Source organism: Candidatus Poriferisodalis sp., assembly GCF_965208895.1.
Taxonomy (GTDB): domain Bacteria; phylum Actinomycetota; class Acidimicrobiia; order Acidimicrobiales; family Poriferisodalaceae; genus Poriferisodalis.
Genome location: NZ_OZ242363.1, coordinates 3,480,648 through 3,499,927 on the forward strand (window position 1 = coordinate 3,480,648; position 19,280 = coordinate 3,499,927).

12 protein-coding genes are annotated in these 19,280 nt (G+C 66.6%); 10 read left to right on the top strand and 2 right to left on the bottom strand.

Annotated features, from left to right (window positions below; translation table 11 throughout):
- Nucleotides 1-237: 237 nt before the first annotated feature.
- A complete protein-coding gene (locus ACOGJB_RS15600; protein ID WP_419838011.1) occupies nt 238-3,369 on the top strand; it encodes a choice-of-anchor R domain-containing protein in 3,132 nt (1,043 codons plus the stop codon).
- A gap of 166 nt (nt 3,370-3,535) precedes the next feature.
- Here ACOGJB_RS15600 and ACOGJB_RS15605 read toward each other — a convergent pair whose 3' ends face one another.
- Nucleotides 3,536-4,996 (bottom strand): hypothetical protein, encoded by a 1,461-nt coding sequence (locus tag ACOGJB_RS15605; protein ID WP_419838012.1) that lies wholly within the window; start codon nt 4,994-4,996, stop codon nt 3,536-3,538.
- A 281-nt stretch (nt 4,997-5,277) separates the two neighbouring features.
- On the opposite strand from ACOGJB_RS15605, the gene ACOGJB_RS15610 reads away from it, so the two are divergent.
- From ACOGJB_RS15610 to ACOGJB_RS15640, 7 genes are all read left to right on the top strand, one after another.
- Nucleotides 5,278-6,102, top strand: a complete 825-nt coding sequence (locus ACOGJB_RS15610) for a vWA domain-containing protein (protein WP_419838013.1) — start codon at nt 5,278-5,280, stop codon at nt 6,100-6,102.
- 117 nt (nt 6,103-6,219) lie between these two features.
- Nucleotides 6,220-7,365 (top strand): amidohydrolase family protein, encoded by a 1,146-nt coding sequence (locus tag ACOGJB_RS15615; RefSeq protein WP_419838014.1) that lies wholly within the window; start codon nt 6,220-6,222, stop codon nt 7,363-7,365.
- A gap of 19 nt (nt 7,366-7,384) precedes the next feature.
- Entirely contained in the window at nt 7,385-8,410 is a 1,026-nt protein-coding gene (locus ACOGJB_RS15620) for a TIGR00266 family protein (protein WP_419838015.1), read from the top strand.
- A 105-nt stretch (nt 8,411-8,515) separates the two neighbouring features.
- Nucleotides 8,516-9,583: a hypothetical protein gene (locus ACOGJB_RS15625; protein ID WP_419838016.1), complete on the top strand. Its 1,068-nt coding sequence runs from the start codon at nt 8,516-8,518 to the stop codon at nt 9,581-9,583.
- A 141-nt stretch (nt 9,584-9,724) separates the two neighbouring features.
- A complete protein-coding gene (locus tag ACOGJB_RS15630; RefSeq protein WP_419838017.1) occupies nt 9,725-10,516 on the top strand; it encodes a hypothetical protein in 792 nt (263 codons plus the stop codon).
- Nucleotides 10,517-10,766: 250 nt separating this feature from the next.
- Complete coding sequence (locus tag ACOGJB_RS15635; RefSeq protein ID WP_419838018.1) at nt 10,767-11,282, top strand: UGSC family (seleno)protein; 516 nt, start codon at nt 10,767-10,769, stop codon at nt 11,280-11,282.
- 169 nt (nt 11,283-11,451) lie between these two features.
- Nucleotides 11,452-11,919 carry a VOC family protein gene (locus ACOGJB_RS15640; protein ID WP_419838019.1) on the top strand — a complete coding sequence of 156 codons (468 nt, stop codon included), beginning with the start codon at nt 11,452-11,454 and terminating at the stop codon, nt 11,917-11,919.
- A 98-nt stretch (nt 11,920-12,017) separates the two neighbouring features.
- On the opposite strand, the gene ACOGJB_RS15645 is transcribed toward ACOGJB_RS15640, so the two are convergent.
- Entirely contained in the window at nt 12,018-13,472 is a 1,455-nt protein-coding gene (locus tag ACOGJB_RS15645) for a hypothetical protein (protein WP_419838020.1), read from the bottom strand.
- Nucleotides 13,473-13,598: 126 nt separating this feature from the next.
- On the opposite strand from ACOGJB_RS15645, the gene ACOGJB_RS15650 reads away from it, so the two are divergent.
- Nucleotides 13,599-13,826, top strand: coding sequence for a CopG family transcriptional regulator (locus ACOGJB_RS15650; RefSeq protein ID WP_419838021.1), 228 nt, complete (start codon nt 13,599-13,601; stop codon nt 13,824-13,826).
- Between the two features lie 36 nt (nt 13,827-13,862).
- The gene (locus tag ACOGJB_RS15655) at nt 13,863-19,235 is read left to right on the top strand and encodes a RecQ family ATP-dependent DNA helicase (protein WP_419838022.1); all 5,373 of its coding nucleotides are present in this window, start codon (nt 13,863-13,865) and stop codon (nt 19,233-19,235) included.
- The last annotated feature ends 45 nt before the right edge of the window (nt 19,236-19,280 follow it).

The following is a 19,280-nucleotide window of genomic DNA, read 5'->3' on the forward strand; positions in this document are numbered from 1 at the left end:
GTTCGTGCTCGCCGACCCCATGTTGGGGCTGGGGCGGCTGGTGCCGTACGCGTTGTTGACTTTGGGTGTGGAGCGGTGCACACTTGCCGGCGGATAAAATCTGTAGGCGGCCTGGGCCCGGTCTGGGTGCAGTGGGGAATGGAAGGCTTGTTCGGATGAGTGGTCGGTTGTCGGGTTCGAGAGTTGCTGGTGGTGTCGGTGTGAGCGGCGCGATTCCCGGGGGGGGGGTCGGTGCGTGTGAGGGCCGGCGGCCGCGTGCCGCGCGCGTTGCTGGCGGCGTTTTTGTTGCCGGCGTTGTTGGCGTTGGCGCCGTTGTCGTCGGCGGGGGCGCAGACGCCTGACCCGGTGTTGGTGAGCAATCTGGGCCAGAGCGAGGGAAACGACTACGAGTTGCATTTGTTTGATGCTGCGCAGGCGTTCTCGACGGGCGGCAACGCGTTGGGTTACACGTTGGGCAGTGTCGATGTGCAGTTTGCTCAGTTGACTGATGCTGCTACGGCTTCGAAGCTGTCGGTGTCGGTGCATGCTGAGTCGGACGGCCGCCCCGGCGGTGTTGTCGGGACGTTGGCGTGGCCGGCTTTCTCGCCGTTCAGCAGTGTTCAGAGGCTGCGTTTCGCGGCGCCGGGGAGCGGCATCAGCCTCGCGGCGGACACCGAGTATTTCGTTGTGCTCGACAACCATGGCAGTCTTTCGGGCATCAACCGTGTCGACAGCGCGGCTTCGGACGACGAGGACTCGGGCGGGACGCCCGGCTTCAGTATCGCTGACAGCAGCTTTGCGCGTAGCTCCAATGTGAGCAGCGGCTCGTGGTCCGCCCCCCGCACGGAGATCGTGAAGATCGCGGTGAACGGCACGGCGAATGCGGCGTCGGATCTGTTGGTGTCGGCGCCTTCGGTGGTGAACGTGCGTGAGGGCCAGACGGTGTCTGTGCGTCTGGACTTGGCTAAGGAGGTGACTGGCCGGGTGCCGGTGACGGTGGTGTCGTCTGATCCGTCGCGGGTCAGGGTGAATCATCCGGATCAGTTGCTCATGGGCCGCACGCACCTAGGCCACACGGCAGAGGGCAGCTTCGGTGTTGAGGGCGTTCAGGTGCAGACCAGTCTTATTCCCGGCAGTGGTCGTCTTGTTAGGGACAACTTCGGTACGAACCGTTTTTGGTCGCATTCGGTCAGGCTTCAGCCGTCTGGGTCGATCAGTTTCGATTTCACTGCTCGGGACTGGGCGGGCTGGACGTCCTATGACGAGCCTTCGCCGCATAAGGGTTATCGGGTGGTGGAGGTGACTGGTGTGCCTACAGGCGCGGATGGGCTGCCTGCGAATGGGCCTGACGCGAAGTTCCAGTTGTCGTTGTCGTCGAGCGATGCGTCGGTGGCGTTCGCGCCGATCACGGTGGTGGTGAAGCGTTCTCGGGGGCTCGATCCGGTGTTCGACCCGGATCCGAAGTCTGGTTTCGGGTGCCGTGAGCGGGAGTGTCTGCGTGTCGATGAGGGCGGCACGGTGCAGTACACGGTGCGGAACTTCAACGTTCCGGCGCCGGGGTCGCCGTTGACGATCACCCCGACGGGCGACGGGCTGTCGTTCGACCCGGCGGTGATCTCGTGGACTCACCGCGATCACGACGAGCCGCGGACGGTGACGGTGACCGCTGGCCACGACGACGACGTGAGGTCTGATACTCGGATCATTCGTCATGCGTTCAGCGAGAACTGGGACACTTCGGGTTCGCTGTCGAAGATCCTGCGGCGAAGCGAGTCCAAGGCTGAGGCGGAGTCCGACTTCAACATGGCGGTGCGGGTGGTCGACGACGATCTGAAGAGCTTCGATGCTGTGGGCGCCGACGGGGCCGTGATCGACCGGGTCAGCGTGTTGAGCCGTGCGGGCGAGAGCCGTTCGGGGGCCGGACGGTTCTGGGTGAGGGTCGACGGGCCGCCTGACTGCACGACGGGCTACGGCCGGTCTGCGGGGTTGTGCTGGGACACGTTGCGCATCCGGCTGCGCAGCGGCCGCCCTGACGGGTCGTGGGACAACGCGCCGGTGGCCGCGACGGTGCATCGCGCCGATCAGGCGGGTGCGAGTCCGTCGTCGTACTCGAAGGTCGCGGGGCCCAGGCACTGGTACGCGATGCATATCAGGCCCGAGCACTGGGACAGGCTGTTGCGGGTCGATTTGACGCTGGACCCGGCGCTGTACGGTTCCGCGGGCAGCTATGTCATCTCGATGAGCTTGGAGCGCGACAACGGCGAGCCGTCCGCGCATCGGCGGGTGATGGTCAGCTACGGGCCGAACCTGGAGACCTCTCCCAGCGTCGACGACAACAGCGTTCCGGTGTCCGACGGCGATCCGGTGCCCGACGGCCAGCAAGCACCCCCCCACGGCCAGGACCAAGAGCAGGCCGATCAGCAGCAGGCCGTCCCCGACGCGGACAGCGGCGGCGCGGACCCGGCGCCGTATGCGGCGGACCCCCAGGTCGTCTCCGCGGTGCAGTATCTGGCGTCGCAGACCCATCACGGCTTCGCGCACGTGAACCGCTGGCAGCGCGCACTCGCCGCGATCGGCGCGCTGGACCCCGCCGGCGTGACGGGCGGCGCGTTGAGCTTGGCCGAGGCCCGCCGCAACGCCAGCAGGTACAGCAGCCCGGTGTGGGACCAGGTAGTGGCCGAGATCGAAGCCAAGCAAGCCCACGACACAGCACAACAACAACAGCAACAGCAACAGCAACAGCAACAGCAGCAGCCTGTCGGCGACGGCCAGCCACAGCAGCAGCCGCAGCACCAGCCTGTCGTTGTGCCTGAGGTGACTGTTGCGTCCGCGTCAGGAGCGACTGAGGGATCCGCGGTGAGCTTCACGGTGGCAGCGTCGCCTGCGCCCGCAGGCGACTTGGCTGTGTCGGTCACGATCGCGGCGGCAGGCGACTACGGCGTCACCGCAGGCACGCGCACGGTCACGATCCCCGCCGGTTCGTCGTCGGCGACGCTGACCGTGGACACCGTCGGCGACACGGCAGACGAGCCCGACGGGACGGTCACCGCTGCGGTGGCCGACGGCGACGGCTACACCGTGGGCGCCGCAGCCGCGGCGACGGTCACTGTGTCCGACGACGACGACCCGCCGCCGGCGGCGTATGTGATGGACCCGGCGCTGATCGCGGAGGTCCAAGCGCATATCGCGTCGTTCAGGGCGCGCAGCCACCACGCAGGGGTACGCGACTGGACAGCGGTGCTCGACCGGCTCGAAGGCCGCAGCGGCGCCATGAGCGACGACCGCATCGCAGCATGGCTCGACCGGTCACGCCGTCACGGCTGGGCCGACGGCATCGACACGCTCCCCAAAGTGCAGGCAGCGCTCACCGCCCAAGCAGCCGCCTCATAACCCCAACAACCACAACAGCCCGCCGGCGACGCTGACCGTGCCCGCCACCGGCAACGCCGCCGACATTGGCCTCTGCCTCTCCTGGGTCACCGGCGTCACCAACCCCTGGAGAGTTCAAGCACACGGCACCATCACCAACTGATCCAACCTGGTCTGTGTGGTGCGCTCAGTCGTCTGAGTCTGCGTCGTTCGCGTCGTCGTGTGCCGATCCGGCGGCTGAAGGTTCGGAATCGTGCTCGGAACAGCCCTGCGAACGAGGCCACGCAGCGCGGACACGGCGCGCTGTCGCGCCGACGGCATCGGTCGTGGCGTCGGCCGCGGCTCGGGCTGCAGTCGTGGTTCCCTGCGCCACAGCGCCGGTCGCGCTGCGCGTCTGATGTGCGACGGCGCCTTGCGCGTCGGCGGCCAGTGCCCCGACCGCCCGGCCTGTGTCACCGGCCTGCTGGGCGAACTGCCTGATGATGCTTGCTGCGTCGCCCTTGATGAATTCGTTCACTTCCGTCAATTCGATGTTTCGGGTTGCAGCATGGGCGAGAGCGGCCGCGCTGATGCCCGCCAGCAAGGCCAGGCCACCGGGGCCGCCGGCGACGCCGACCAGTGCCACGGCACCCATGCTGGCACCGGACGCGAGAGTGCCCTTGAATGCCCCGTCGGCGACATCTGCGTAGCTGCCGCCGGACTTCGCCTTGTGGAATGCCCTCGCGAGCGCCACCACGGAGACTGGCATCAGCAATGGATTGGCGCTGAGGGCGGCGGACAGACCCATGCTCGCGGCGAGTTGGGCGAAGGTCTCCGCATCGGCTCTGTTCCAGTTGAAGATCGTCGAGACCACGCCGACGGTGCCGCCGAGCAACTCCGCAGCGTCGTAGGTGACAAGGTCAGAAAACCAGCTCTTCGGGATGCCGAACGTCGATTGCAGCGACTCAGCGACCGAATCGAATGTGTCCTTGTCCCAAGTGGCGAGCGGCAGACCCTTTGGCGTGGAGACGTCGCGAAGCAGTCCCCCAAGGGCGCCGAACATTTCCTCTGCCAGCGTGTCGTCCGGTGAGGCGTCTCTCGCTGCTCGCCAAGCGCCGTTAATGGTGTGCCCGCCGTCGAAGAGCCGGTGGCTGCCGCCGCCGATGTGGGTTGCGAGGTATTCGGCGTCCATGGCCTTGTCGTAGATGGTGGCCTGACCCTTGACGGCTGCCTGAGTGAGATCGTTGAACGCGTCCGACAGGTCGCTGGCGAGCAGTCCCTGCGCAGCGCTGAGTACCGATGCCGCCCACTTGGTTGTTGCATCGGTCGCGCGCTGCGTGCCAGTGCTGACCGCTTGGGCCGTCGCTGAGCCGACGCTGCCCAGCGCTGCGCCGGCAGCCGCGCCTGCTGATGTGACGCCTGTTGCGGTCGCGCGGCCCCCAGCGAGAACGGTGTCTGCGGCCTTCGACGCTGCTGCGCGGGCAACCTCAAGGCATCGGTCTGCGATGCCGGGCTCGTCGTCGGGCGCCGCGGCGGGTTCGGCATCAGCGGGCTGGACCAATGCCATTGCCGCGGCCAGCGCGTCTTCAACCTCGCGGTGGACGCCGGTGACCGGGCGAGGCGCGGGAACCGATTCTTCCGGCACGTCGCCGCTGTCTCGTAGCTGCATCGGGCGAAGTTATCTCTTCGCCGCATCGGGCGGCATCTTGCGTCACGGCATGTCTCGGCACGCAGTTCCACTCTGTGTCTCCGATTGGTCTTGTCAGTCTCGCAGCCGGACTCTTGTCGGCCGACCTCAATCCGGTCGTGCCGCACGCTCCCGCCAGGAGAGATGTGACACCCCCTCTCTACTTTGGAATCGGGGAGAGGCGGCGGCCGAAGTGCGGCGCTGCGACCAGCGAATCTGGCCGCTGCGGCGGAGGCGCTGGGCTCTGGACGAAAGGAACAGACATGGGATCAACATCAACAAACGAGATGACGAACGGGGAGTTCGAGCGGAGCGACACGGCACCTTGGGCAAGCGGTGGCGGCGGAGCAGCATCGGCGACAGACGCCGTGCAGGCGAAGAGCGGCAAGCGGACCGGCGGGGGATCGGTGTCTGACCGGTCGAAGGTGTGGATCCTGCTGGATCGATCCGGCTCGATGTCGGGGCTGGAAGCTGCCGTCGTCAAGGGTGTGAACCGCTTCATTGCCGAGCAGGCGGCTGAGCCGGGCTCGTGCCGGCTCACAGTGGCCCAGTTCGACTCGGAAGCGCCGTTCGAGGTGCTCGTCGACGACGTGTCGGTGCACAAGGCTGATCCGCATGTGCTGGAGCAGTACGAACCGCGTGGACTGACGCCGCTGTTCGATGCCGTGGGGAGGTTGATCGGATGCGCCGACCGGCGAGTCAAGCAACGGCGCAAGGCGGGCAAGAAGCCCGAAGATCAGACCGTCGTGATCTGGACCGACGGGTACGAGAACGCCAGCACCGACTACTCAGCGGCCGACATCCACGAACTCATCGGCAAGCGACGCGAGCAGGGCTGGGCGTTTGTGTTCATGGGCGCCAACCAGGATTCCTACGCGGAGAGCGCCCGCCTGGGGGTCGATCAGCGAAACGTGCAGAACTACGAGGCCTCTGACGAAGGTGTCGGTGAGGCGTTCGCGTCGGTGAGCCGGGCCTACAGCCAGCGGCGAGCAATGTCCTCCACGGTGGGCACTTCGGCCGACGACGACTTCTTCGGAGGCGTGCGTGAGGCCGAGGAAGGAATGCGGCGTCGCTCGCGAGGCGACTGATCTTGGCCGCCGAAGCTGATGCCACGGTGCCCGGTGTCAGCCCGGCGGTGCCCCGAGCCCGGACACTACGATCCGCGGCGGGGCCCGACCTAGCCAGCCCGACCCTGGGAGGGGAACGTGGACGTCGACTATCCGATCATCTCGGCCGACTCGCACATTGCGGAGGCTCGCAATACCTACGTCGACTACATCGATCCGAAGTGGAGGGACGTCGCGCCACGGGTCGAGTGGACCGAGGAGCGTGGCGACGTCTACGTGATCGACGGCATGAAGCGCACCATCGACATGGGACTCATCGCCGCCGCAGGCCAGAAGCCCGAGGAGCTGAAGCGCAGCGCGGCCTACGAGGAGCTGCCGCTCAGCAGCTACGACTCCGCCACTCGGACCGCTGACCAAGACCGGGACGGCGTCTCGGCCGAGGTGATCTACCCGTCGGTGGGCATGGTGCTGTGCAACCACTCCGACGCCGACTACAAGAAGGCGGCCATGGACGCCTACAACCGGTGGATCGCCGACTACTGCTCGGTGGACACCGACCGGCTGCTCGCAGTGGGGCAGACGCCGCTGCGCTCGGTGGAAGAGGCCATCGACGACATCGCCGCGATGTCCGAGGCGGGCATGCGGGGCGTGATGATGTCTGGCAACCCCCACACCGACTTCGACTTCGACGATCCCCGCTGGGACCCGTTCTGGCAAGCCGCCGTCGACCTGAACCTTCCCGTCTCGTGGCACATCCTCACCAGCCGCGGCCAAGGCCGAGCCCGCGGTCCGAAGGCCAACGCCTTCATGACCATCATCCGTGCGAATCAGGACATCATGGGCACGCTCGTATTCGGCGGCGTGTTCGAGCGCAACCCCGGGCTGAAGGTCGTGTGCGTCGAGGCCGACGCCGGCTGGGTGCCGCACTACATGTACCGGATGGACCATGCCTACAAGCGCCACCGGTATTGGCTGCCACCGGGCCAAGAGCTGTCCAAGCTGCCCAGCGAGTACTTCAGCGAGCACATTTACACCACGTTCCAAGACGACTGGGTGGCGTTCAAGATGGTCAACGACGTCAACCACCGCCGGCTGCTGTGGGCCAACGACTTCCCGCATTCCGACAGCACATGGCCGTGGAGCCAGGAGCTGCTTGATGAGCACTCCGCGAGCCTCACGGCCGAACAGACCCGGGACATTCTCTGCAACAACAGTGCAGAGCTCTACGACATCGACCTGTCGAAGCTCCCGGTCGGCGGCGATCGGCTAGCGGCAGCAGCCTGAGAGCCGGTTCGGTGAGTTGTTGCTGGTCGGCGGGTTGATTGCTGTCGACCTGCTCGTCGCTGCTGACACCTCCGACAACACCGGCGCTGTCGAGGTCGCTGCCGACGCCCGCCGACGTGCGGGCGGGCCGGATCCGCTCGCTGCCGCGTGCCGCGTGCCGCATGTCGCGCAGCGGCCCTTCGTGGCGCCGGCTGCCCGGTACGGTTGGCCTCAACGAGGCACCGCAGCCAGTTGGTGCACCTGTCCCCAACCCCCGGAGATTCCTGCCATGCAAAGCCACGAGGTCGACTACGAGGTGTTCGGCGACGACATGCAATTCGTCGAGATCGAGCTGGACCCAGGCGAGACCGTCGTCGGCGAAGCCGGAACCATGATGTTCATGGAAGACGGCATCACGTTCGAGTCGGTGATGGGCGACGGCTCTGAGCCCGATGCCGGCCTGTGGGGCAAGCTGAAGTCCGCAGGCAAGCGTGCGATCACCGGCGAGGGGCTGTTCCTGACGCACTTCACGAACACAGGTGCCCCAGGCAAGGCCAAGGCCGCTTTCGCCGCCGGCTACCCCGGCAAGATCATCCCGGTCGACTTGGCGCGCTACGGCGGTGAGCTCATCGCGCAACGCGACGCATTTCTGTGCGCGGCGATGGGCACCAAGCTCGACATCGCCTTCCAGCGCGGCATCGGCACGGGCATCTTCGGAGGCGAAGGCTTCATCTTGCAGCGACTGACGGGCGACGGCATGGCGTTCCTTCACGCCGGCGGATCGATCCAGGCCATTCAGCTGAACAACCAGACGGTGCGGCTCGACACAGGCTGCCTGGTGGCGATGCAGCCGTCGCTGCAGTACTCCATCGAGCGGGCGGGCAACCTCAAGTCGATGTTCTTCGGCGGGGAGGGCTTGTTCTTGGCGACGGTGTCGGGCACCGGCTGGGTGTGGTTGCAGTCGTTGCCGTTCTCACGGCTGGCCTCGCGGGTGCTGGCCAATGCAGTGGGCCCCCAGTCGGACGATTCTCGCGGCCTGCTCGGAGGACTGCTCGAGCGCAGCTAGCGGTGACATCCTCGAGCGACTGCAGCGTCACCGGGCGTCGCCGCCGGTGCCCCTCGCTCGGTTGACTTCGGCCCTGCGGTCGATCCCGGCCGTACAGTCACGGCCGTGCAGCTGACCTCGGGCCGCATCGACGTCGAAGATCTCGCCGACGCACAAGAGGCCTATCACTCGCGCGGCTGGACCGACGGCCTGCCCGTGGTGCCGCCGACGGCCGAAGCCGTTGCGGCCTGCCTGGAATGGGTGATGCTGCCGCCGGACCATCTCATCGGCGTCGAGCCCGTCAGAGCCCGAGCCATCACCGCAGAGAAGGCCGCAGTCAACGCCGTGATGGCCGGTTGCCTGCCCCCTCACTTCCCGGTCGTCGTCACTGCGCTCACCGCCATGCTGCAGCCCGAATTTGGCCTGCACGGACCGACGGCGTCGACCGGCGGCTGCGCCGTGCTGCTGGTCGTCAACGGACCTATCCGGCGCGAGCTGGCCATGGACGCCACCTTCAGCGTGCTCGGGGGGGGAGCTGATCGGTCACGGGCTGTCATTGCCCGGGCTGTGCGGCTCGTGCTGGCGAACGTGCTCGATGTGCGGCCCGGCGGCATCGATCGTTCGACGCTGGGTCACCCGGGCAAACTCGGCTACTGCATCGCAGAAGACGAGGAAGCGACCGGTTGGGTGTCGCTGGGCGACCAGCGGCTGGCCACCACGCCCGCCGAACGCGGTCAGGTGTCGTCGGTGACGGCAGTTGCCTCGATGGCGCCCCGGCAGGTGATGAACGAGTGGACGACCGATCCTGTCGATCTGTGCGAGACCCTCGCGGCCGAGATCCGTGCCAACCAGCTCAACTACTCCATCTGGCCAGGCAACTATGCGGTGGTTCTGCCGCCGCAGCTGCGGACCCATTTCGATGCTGCCGGCTGGACGAAGGACGACATCGCGAACTGTGTCTTCGAGCGCGCGCGGGTGCGCCGGGGAGACTGGGCTTCCGTCGGCAAGCGCGCTGTCGTCAAGGACCGCGCCGAGCGCGAGTACCCCGGTCTCGAAGCACCGCAAGACCTGTTGATCGTCGCGGCCGGCGGACCCGCAGGCGGCTTCGCTGCCGTCATCCCGCCGTGGCTGGGCACACGCAGTCACGCGGCCACGGTCGCAGTCGGTGCGTGCGTCGACTGCGAGGTTCTCTGAGCACCGAAGGCTCAAAGGGCGTGAATTGGCCCGGGGTTGGCGTCGTTGCGTGCGTCGACGATGAGGTGTGCTGAGTTCCCGTGCTAATGGCTGTCCTGCTCGCGGCTGCGCGGGCCGGCCGTGTCACGCCAGACTCCCACCATGGAAGGCAATTCTGGCGCCCACCAGCCTCAGCCCAAGTACATCCGCAGCGGCTTGCTGGCCGAGCTGCCCGACGACTATCTCGCTTCGGTCGAGGACTATCACCGGCTGGCGTACGCAGTCGTCGGCGAGGCGCGCCGCGTCGCCACGGGACGCTTCGGGCTGCGCAGCCTGGAGCGGGGGTTCGGCACGCCCGTTTTCGACGTTGCGATGGGACGTGCGGGCGAGATGGAGTGCCAAGTGTGGGTCGCGGGCGACGAGTTGTTCGCCACCGAGGGCGGAGTGCAGCGCAGCACCCATATCACGACACTCAACGCTGCCGCCGAATTCGTCGGGGTCTCGCCGGGCACGCAGGCTCGGGAGCATGACAGCCCCGAGCTCGGCGACACCGATCGCTGGCTGCGGGTCAGTACTGAGGTGGGTGAGCACCTTGTGGCGTGGTATCGGCTTGGCGCAAATGTACTGGAGCAATTGAGTGCTCTGCCCGGCGCCGCCAATGCCGACGAAATCCAGCTGTGGCCAGGGCACTTCGACATCGCAACGGCGATAGGCGACGCCGAGAGCGGCAAACGCGCCACGTACGGACTGTCGCCCGGCGACGAAACCCACCCGTTCCCCTATGCCTACGTCGGGCCGTGGGGCGAGGTCGACCGCTCCGATCCGTTCTGGAACGACCCTGCGTTCGGCGGCGCTTCGCTGACCTATGCCGAGATGCTCATCGCGGCGAATCCAGCCGACGCCGCATTCGAGTTCCTGTTCGCGGGCTTCGACAGCATCAATACAGAGCCGTGATGGTGTCTGGACCGAGTTGGCATTACGAGTCCCCGTTGGCTGGCTTCGGCAGCGTCGACGGCTGAGCGCACGACCGGCGTGCACCCCGCGGCTCCCGGCTCGTGTGCATCGGGCGATCATGCAGCGTCGACGGCAGAGCGACCGACCGACGTGTGCTGCCCCATGCCCAACATGGGGTTTGTCGCACGTTCGTGGCAGCATGTAACCGAGCGGGCCCGGCACCGCACCTTGCCGCCCAAGGACGGTTGACGTGGAAGTACTGAACCCGACCCACGAGCAAGATCCCAAGGGATTCGCAGCACCGGCGCGGCTCGCCACCCTCAAGGGCACCACCATCGGTGTCATCTCCAACGGCAAGGAGAACACCAAGCCGTTCTTTGACCATGTCGAGCGCGTGCTGCGCGACCGACACGGGGTCGCCAAGGTGATCCGGCGCATCAAGCTCAACTACAGCGCGCCAGCGCAGCACGAGCTGCTGGCCGAAGCGATGGGATGGGATGCCGTCCTGGCCGGTGTCGGCGACTGAGGCAGCTGCTCGTCGTGCAGTCTGCACGACGCCGTCGCAGTCGAACGGGTCGGCGTGCCCGCGGTCAGCGTCATGACCAGCGCCTTCGTGGACGCGGCCGAGCTGATGGCCCGTGTCCAAGGCGTGCCCGAGCACCCATTTGCCGTCATCGAGCACCCCATCGCCAGCGCCGACAGTGCCGGTCTGGAGGCCCGCGGCGAAGCGGCGCTAGCACAGGCCGTCGAGGTGCTGCTCGTCTGAGCCGTCGAGCGAAGCCGTGGTCGACGCGGGCGCTCATGTGCTGTTCGGGCCGCGGTGTCGGCTGGTGAGCGAGCCTCGTAGCATCGTGGTGCAGCCGCTGGCCAGTGGGTCGCGCGGTCGGGCGCTTCGCTGCGACCGTCGGGCTGCACCTACCAAGGAGTTCCCGACAATGGTTCAACCCATCCCCGACGATTACCCGCGCATATCGGTGGCGATGAGCGTCGACGGCGCCGCCGACGCCATCGACTTCTACACGAGCATTCTCGGCATGTCAGAGCGGATGCGCGTCGACATGGGCGGCAGGATCGGCCATTCCGAGCTGGCACTGGGCGACTCGCTCCTCATGGTGGCCGACGAGTTTCCGGAGATGGACTTCCACTCGCCCAAGCACTACGGCGGCTCGGCCATGCAGCTCAGCGTGTATGTGGAAGACGTAGACGCCGTCTTCGCAGCAGCGCTGGAGGCCGGGGCCACCGAGGTGCGGCCCATTGAGGACCAGTTCTACGGCGACCGCTCAGGCATGATCGAGGACCCGTGGGGCCACCGCTGGAACCTCTCGACTCACATCGAAGATGTCGATCCCGACGAGATGGCACGCCGCTCCGAAGCCGCAATGTCCGAGATGGGAGACGGCTGAGCGGTCGGTTCTGAACTCGCTCGGCGCCGCGCTCGCTGGGTGCCTCATGCCTTCGAGCCGTGGGCCGTCGGCCCCCGGGGAGGGCGAAGCGCCCGGATTCACTCCGCAGCGGCCGTAGCGCGTCTGGCGATGAGCGCTGCGGGAGCGGCCGAGGCGGCGAACAGCACCGCAGCGATAGCGAGCGCCACCGGCAGCGACACCAGCTGCGCCACAACGCCCAACCCCAGGCCGATGGAGACCTCCCCGACGGCTTGGGACTGGCCGAAGAACGACATGACGGTGGCACGCACCGACGAGGAGGCATGACGGTTCGCCATCGCCTCTGCCAGCGAGTACGCCGTCTCGCCGGCCACATCGAGCACTGCCCAGCCGATGAGGGCCACAGCGAACCACGGGCTCAGCGCCAGGGCGAAAGCGCCGGCACTGGCAACGACCAAGAACCGAGCGAGCAGGAATGCGTCACGTCGGGCGCTTGCTTCGTCGGCTTCTGAGCGCTCGAGATGGCGGTGGAGCCACATCATCATCGGGATCGCCAGCGCAGACATCACGAACCAAGCCGCGCCGAAGAACAGCACCGCCCCCCGACCGTCGAACTGGGTGAGGCCGAGATCGAACAGCCGCAGAGCGGAGAGCCGATCATTGGCCTCCCATGCCCCAGCTGAGATCGCCGCAGAGACGGTGACGGCAAGCAGCGAAGGACTTCGCCGGACGAGACGTGCGCCCCGCTCCCACAACGCGACGGCGTCCCTCCAGGCACTCGTGCGCTGAACCGGGGACACTGCGGCCCCGTGACGACGTCCGCGCGGCGGCTCGAAGCCGGCTTCGGGCATCGCGATCGCGAGGTACCCGGCCGCCGCGATCGCCAGAACTCCCATCGCAGCCATCGATCCTCGAATCGACCACGCACCCATGGCAGTGGCTGCAGCGAGCCCGATCATCACACCTATGGAGCGCCACATGGCATGGCGCACGATGAGCTGATCAATGTCGCGGCCCGGCGCGCCGATCACGTTCCCGCCCTGGGTGCTGTCGCCGTCGGTAGCTGCGGGGTCTGGCGGAGTTGGTGACGGCGTTGCGATGTTGCCGTTGTGGGTGATGGGGTGGCGGTCGGCCGTTGCTGGGGTCGGCTGCGCGGCCCCGCCACCCACAGGAGGCAGCGAACCGATGCGGTGGGAGCGGGCTGCAAACGCCAACTCATCGGTCATCCACGCCGTGGCGGCACCGCTTTGCAGCGTCCAGCCGACGCCCCACAGCACCTGCCACACCAACAGCACGCCGAACAGCTCGGTCACCGGGCCCAGCGCCATTGCCGTGCCCATCACGACATACGCGGCCACGACGGAGTACTTGCGGCTGTAGAGGTCGGCGATCACGCCGGTCGGCGTCTCGGCGACGAGTATTGACAGCACCAGCGCGGTGCCCAGCACGGCGAGCCGGAATGGCGACAGCCGAAGATCGACCACCCACCACACCATGGCGGGCAGACCCCACGCGAAGGCCAGACCCTGCACGAACCCTGTCAGCAGGAACAGCCGATCCGGCCGATGCCGCATGACGCCGCAGCCTAGAAACGACTTCCGGTTCCGTAGAGCCGAATGCGATGATCCCGGCTGGGCGATTCGGTAGTCAGGCGATTGTGGTATGCAACCGATTGTGCAACACATAGCACAATGCACAGCATGAAGCAGACGACGATCTATCTGCCCGATGAGCTCAAGGAACGACTTGAACGCGCCGCGGCGAAAGCCCATTGTTCCGAGGCCGCACTGCTGCGCGAGGCCCTGGTCGAAGCGCTCGCACGGCGTGAGGCGAGGCCGACGACCCCGTTGTTCAGCGAGGGCTGGGGCGATCGCGACATTGCACAGAATGTCGACGAGCACCTGGCGCGAACCGGCCGTCTCGTCTAGCTTGCTTCTCGGATATCGGCCTGCCGAGTGTGAGCTTTGCGCGAATACGTGGTGTTCGACCTCGAGGCGAATGCGGATCGCTCGGACCCGCCTGCCCATGAGATCATTGAGATCGGGGCCGTGCTCGTTGTCGACGGTGTCGAATCTGGCGAGTTCGCAACGTTGGTGCGATCAACCCGGCCGTTGCGCTCCCAGACTCGGGAACTGACGGGTTTGACAGACGAGGATCTGACGCAGGCACCGACGCTCATCGAGGCGCTGCAGCGCTTTGCCACGTTCACCGGCGACCGGCCACTGATGGCTCACAACGGCTTCGGCTACGACTTCCCGCTGATGGATGCGGCGTCAGCGCAGTCGGAGCTACCAGCGATTGGTGGCCGGCGTCTCGACACGTTGGAGTTGGCACACCTCGCGTTCCCGAGGGCCGGTCGGGAGATGGCCCGCGGCAGTGACGGCAGTAGACCTCTGGTGGGACGAAGTCTCGATGATCTGGCGGAACGGCTCTTGGGGCGCAGCGCCCGGCCCGCACACCGGGCGCTTGGAGATGCTCGTTTGCTGGCCGACGTGTTGCCCCCGCTCATCGCGATCTTGAACGAATCAACCCCGCCTCGTCGGCTTCAACGCTGGGTGCTGCACGCGACTGCCCATCCGTGGTCCGCGTTCGTGCATGCCGAACTCGACCCACCGTCATTGGCATCAACGATCCCCGTATCGGTTCCTCGACGACGTCCAGCACCGACAGGCACGTTCGACACGGACGCGGTTGCGGGGATGCTCGACAGCGGCGGCGCGCTGATGTCGCACGGCCGCTCACCACGAGCGCAGCAGGTCGAGATGGCTCGCATTGTTGCGATGGCGCTTGCGAATGGCGGGCGTCGTCTCATTGAGGCGCCGACAGGCACGGGCAAGACTTTCGCCTATCTGCTTCCCGCGATCGAATACGCCCGCGCCAGCGGTGTCACGGTCGCGTTGGCCCCGCACTCGAAAGTGCTCCAAGACCAGATCGCCCAATCGCTCGAGGAACTGTCCGAGCACCTGGCTCCGTTCAATTCGGTCCTGCTCAAGGGCAGGAGCAACTACATCGATGTGGCTGCGCTGGAGAGCAAGCTTCTCGAATTGGACATGCAAGACGACCATTTCGGCGATGCACAGGATGCGGTCGCGGTCGGAACCTCGCCGTCGGGGCATGATTCCGATCACGGTGCAGGCTCGCCTCGGGCAGTTCGCGGCCTCGCGCTCGCGGTCCTGAGCGGTTGGGTCTCGCAAACTCCGACGGGTGACTGGGACGACCTGAACACGTGGGCACTGGGCAGCGGCTTTCGAAGCGTCATGTCAAGTCTTCGATTCGTGCTATCTGTCAGCGAGCGGCCGGGTCCGGCAAAGACTGACTTGGACGAGCGGTGCTTCTATCGCCGTGCTCGTGACGGGCTGCGGCATGCAGATGTGGCCGTGCTGAATCATGCACTGGTCATCAACGATGACGAGTGGCTCGATCACGCCAAGCACTTGGTGCTCGACGAGGCGCACAATCTCGAAGACTCGGCAACCGACGCGCTGACGGCGGAGATCGGAGAGAACGAGGTCGACCAGCTCTGCGACGCAATCGCTCCGAGCGGCAGAGGGGGCGGAACGGTTGGTCGGCTCGCCCGCGCCGCCCGCTGGTCGGTACGCGCCGCGCCGTTGACCGACCTGCGCCGCTGTGTCTCCGCCGTACGGGATCAGCTGCCGCGATTCGGCTCGGCGCTGTCGGCCTACCTGCGGGTGCGCACAGCAGCAAGCGCTGACGATCGTTACCCCTCGTCGTATCGAATTCGACGCGGATTCGACACCGCGCACTCGGACTACTACGCAGTGCTACGCGAAGGGCGGTCTCTGGCGGAGGCCCTGGAGGGCATCGCCGGCGAGCTGAACGAAATCAATCTGCCGGAACAACTCGAAGGCCGCTACCAGCGCGACCGCCTCGAAGCCGAGATGCGACACCTTGGGCGCTTTGCTCGAAATGCCGCCAAGACGCTCCGCCGCGTCATCCACGCCGACGCAGGCGCCGCTGGTCTGTCTGGCCCGCAGGCTTCAGGGACGACCGGCGGCGACGCGATGCACAGCGCCAGTCTCGTTGCAAGTCTGGCAGAGCAACAGCGCATAGCCGTCGGTCAGATCGAGCATGTCGACGGACGCTGGATATGGCTGTTGCGCCATGTGCCGCTCTCGGTAGCGCCGCAGCTGCGGCAATTGTGGAACGGACTCGAGGCCACCGTCGCAACATCGGCGACACTGCAAGTAGGCGGCAGCTTCAGTCACATCCTGAACTCACTGGGACTCGGCGCTGCCCAAGCGACGGCTTTGCCGACACCGTTCGAAGCGCTGAGCGAACAGCACCTGCTGATATTGGCCGACTGGCTGCCAGCCCCCAGAGCACGCCTGATCGACGAGTTCACCGAGGCGGCAGGCCGCGAGACCGGACGGCTGATGCTGCTGGCCGGAGGCCGGGCGATGGCGCTGTTCACCGCTCGATCCCGCATGGCATCGGCCCGAGACAAGCTCCGCGGCTACCTCGATGAGCACGGAGTTCCGTTGCTGGCACAAGGCGACGAGCCTGCCCCCGCGCTTGTCGCCCGGATGAGAACCGAGATGGCCACCAGCCTGCTCGCCCTGCGCTCGTTCTGGGAAGGCGTCGATATTCCCGGCGAGGCCCTGAGCTTGCTTCTCTTGGAGAAGATCCCCTTCGACTCTCCCGCAGACCCGATCTCGGGCGCTCGCATGGATGCGTTGGAAGATCAGGGCAAGGATGGCTTCGCCGACTATGCCGTGCCACGCGCCGCACTGAGGATGGCCCAGGGAGCAGGACGGCTGATCCGTGCGGCAGACGATCGCGGCGTGACCGTGATGCTCGACAACCGCCTGTGCAGGGCCACCTCGTATGCCGATCAGATCCTCTCCACGCTGCCCGGCCCGCCCGCTCAGCATCGCGTCCGTGACCCCAGGGACGCATACGAACTCATCTGCGGTCATTTGCACGGCATCGAGCTGACCGATGAGCTGCTGAACGCCATGGATGCAGTTCCGGTCGATGACACCCTCGCGAAGATTCGAGCACTCGCGCTCGACGAGGATCAGGCCCGAGACGCTCGCACCGTCGAGCAGCGGCTGAACCGCGTGCGTGAGATCTTCGGCTTCGAACACTGGCGACCCGGCCAGCTCGAGACCATGCGGCGCTTCATGGCAGGCGAAGACGCTCTCTCGGTGCTGCCGACAGGATCGGGCAAATCGATCACCTACCAGATCCCGGCGCTGCTGATGCCTGGCGTGACGCTCGTGCTGTCGCCGTTGATCTCGTTGATGAACGACCAAGTCGAGAACCTGCGGCGCCGCGGCATCACCGAGGTGGCCGCCATACACAGCGGCGTGGGGCAGAGCGAATGGCGCGACATCTTGCGAGGAGCACGCCGGGGCGACTACAGGCTGCTGTACATCAGCCCCGAACGGCTGTGGTCGCAGGAGTTCATCAGTCTGCTCTCCAACGTCGACGTTGCCCGGATTGCTATCGACGAAGCGCACTGCATCTCGCAGTGGGGCCACACATTCCGGCCCGAGTACGCCAGGATTCCCGAGGCAATCGAACTGCTCGGAGGGACTCCGACGAATCGCCGCCGCGTCCTTCGAGGCAGGGCCTCGCCGGCCGGCGAGCGCCCGGTGTTGTTGGCGGTGACGGCCACCGCCAATGCCCGAGTTCGCGCTGACATCATGGCTTCGCTGAATCTGCGGATTCGTGAGCCGACCGTGCTGTCACCCGACCGGCCCGAGATCAGCTACCACACCGAAGACTGTGCGAACCGCAGCGACCGCGATGTCCGCATAGCTCAGGTGGTGGAGGCGTTTCGCCGCCAAGCGAGCGTGGTGTATGTGCCGACCCGACGCGACGCCGAGCGCGTCAGCGGGTTGCTGCGCATTGCCGGCCACGCGGTGCGCGCCTACCACGCAGGCATGGAGACAGCGGCAAGGTCGCATGTCGAGGACGCATTTCGTCATGGTGAGATCGACGTGGTCGTTGCCACCAAGGCCTTCGGCATGGGCATCGACAAGCCTGACATCGCTCTGATCGTGCATTCCGAGATGCCTGCCACCATCGAGGAGTACGTCCAAGAGACCGGCAGGGCCGCCCGCGGTGCCGGTCAGCCCGGCATGCCGACCGACGGCACAGCAGTACTGCTGAGGATGCCGGAGGACTGCTCCATTCATCAAATCTTCGTTCGCAGCGCTGCGCCGTCTGTCGAGCAGGTGCGAAGCATCTGGGCGAAGCTGATCCCTGGCGTGGGCTCATACGTCCCCGAGGATCTCGTCGCCGACCCCGACGACGCGACTCGCGAGAGCGATGCGGAATCGGTAGCGACTTCGCTCGCCGTCCACTACTTGGCGCTCGCGGGCATGCTGAAGCGGCACCCCGACACGCCGTGGGAGGGCCGCGTCACGATCATCGGCGACACCCGCAAGCGGCTCAGCGAGTTGCACTCGGGCAGCGCCTCGAGCGATGTTGACACGCCGGGCGCCGACCGGGTCGTGGGCCTACAGGGAGATGCGGCGGTCGAACCGGAATTCGTCGCACGCGCTCAACGGCTCATTGAACTGGCGGAGCAACATGACGGCCGCTACAACGCACGGCGGTGGTCGAGAGATCTCGGCCGGTCAGAGGTGGAGGTCGCACAGGACCTGCTTGAGCTTCACCACCGAGACGTCATCGGGTTCACCGTCTGGAAGTACGGATGGGTGCTTGAGCGTTCGCCGGGTGAACCGGACTGGGCAGACGTCGAACGACAGTGCGAACAGCGCCGCAGCGAAGTGGCTGAGAAGTCCGACCGTGCCAAGGCTTTCGCCCGCGATCGGCGCTCGTGTCGAGTCGCAGCCCTGCTGGGCTACCTCGACGCACCCGCTGCGCCGGGGCAGAGTGCCGGAGAAGGCTGCGGCAGATGCGATGCATGTGTCGACCTGCCTCGGCCGTGGGCAACCAGCCATCTGACCTCAGCAGGCCTGCGCGCAGCACTGCCGGTGGCACGGATCATCCTGACCCTGCTCGCGGACATCGAGGGAGCGAGATACTCGCGCACCAACATTGAACGCTGTCTGGTGGGCGATCTCCACGGGCACCGGCCGACGCCCGGGCGTGGGCAGCCGGGCCGCGAAGACGTCGAGACGAGTCGGCGTCCAGCAGTTCCGCAGCATCTGGCGCGACACCCAAGCGCTGGCCGCCTGGCCTTCGTCGGCGCGCGGAATCTGCGTGCGTCTGTCGATGAACTCATCGTTGAAGGTCTCATCGACGTAATCGAGGACGACTTCGATGGCACCGGCGCCCGCTTCGAACGCCTCGAGCTCACCGACGACGGACGCGAAGCGATCGGCGTCGGCGAATCGAGCTGATCCAATCGTCGATGATGTGAGGCCGAGCGCGTCAGTAATGTCTCG

Bases quoted from the DNA above. Each gene is read 5' to 3' on its own strand.
- ACOGJB_RS15650 (WP_419838021.1), top strand. From the start codon at position 13,599: ATGAAGCAGACGACGATCTATCTGCCCGATGAGCTCAAGGAACGACTT.
- ACOGJB_RS15640 (WP_419838019.1), top strand. From the start codon at position 11,452: ATGGTTCAACCCATCCCCGACGATTACCCGCGCATATCGGTGGCGATG.
- ACOGJB_RS15630 (WP_419838017.1), top strand. From the start codon at position 9,725: ATGGAAGGCAATTCTGGCGCCCACCAGCCTCAGCCCAAGTACATCCGC.
- ACOGJB_RS15645 (WP_419838020.1), bottom strand. From the start codon at position 13,472: ATGCGGCATCGGCCGGATCGGCTGTTCCTGCTGACAGGGTTCGTGCAG.
- ACOGJB_RS15610 (WP_419838013.1), top strand. From the start codon at position 5,278: ATGGGATCAACATCAACAAACGAGATGACGAACGGGGAGTTCGAGCGG.
- ACOGJB_RS15605 (WP_419838012.1), bottom strand. From the start codon at position 4,996: ATGCAGCTACGAGACAGCGGCGACGTGCCGGAAGAATCGGTTCCCGCG.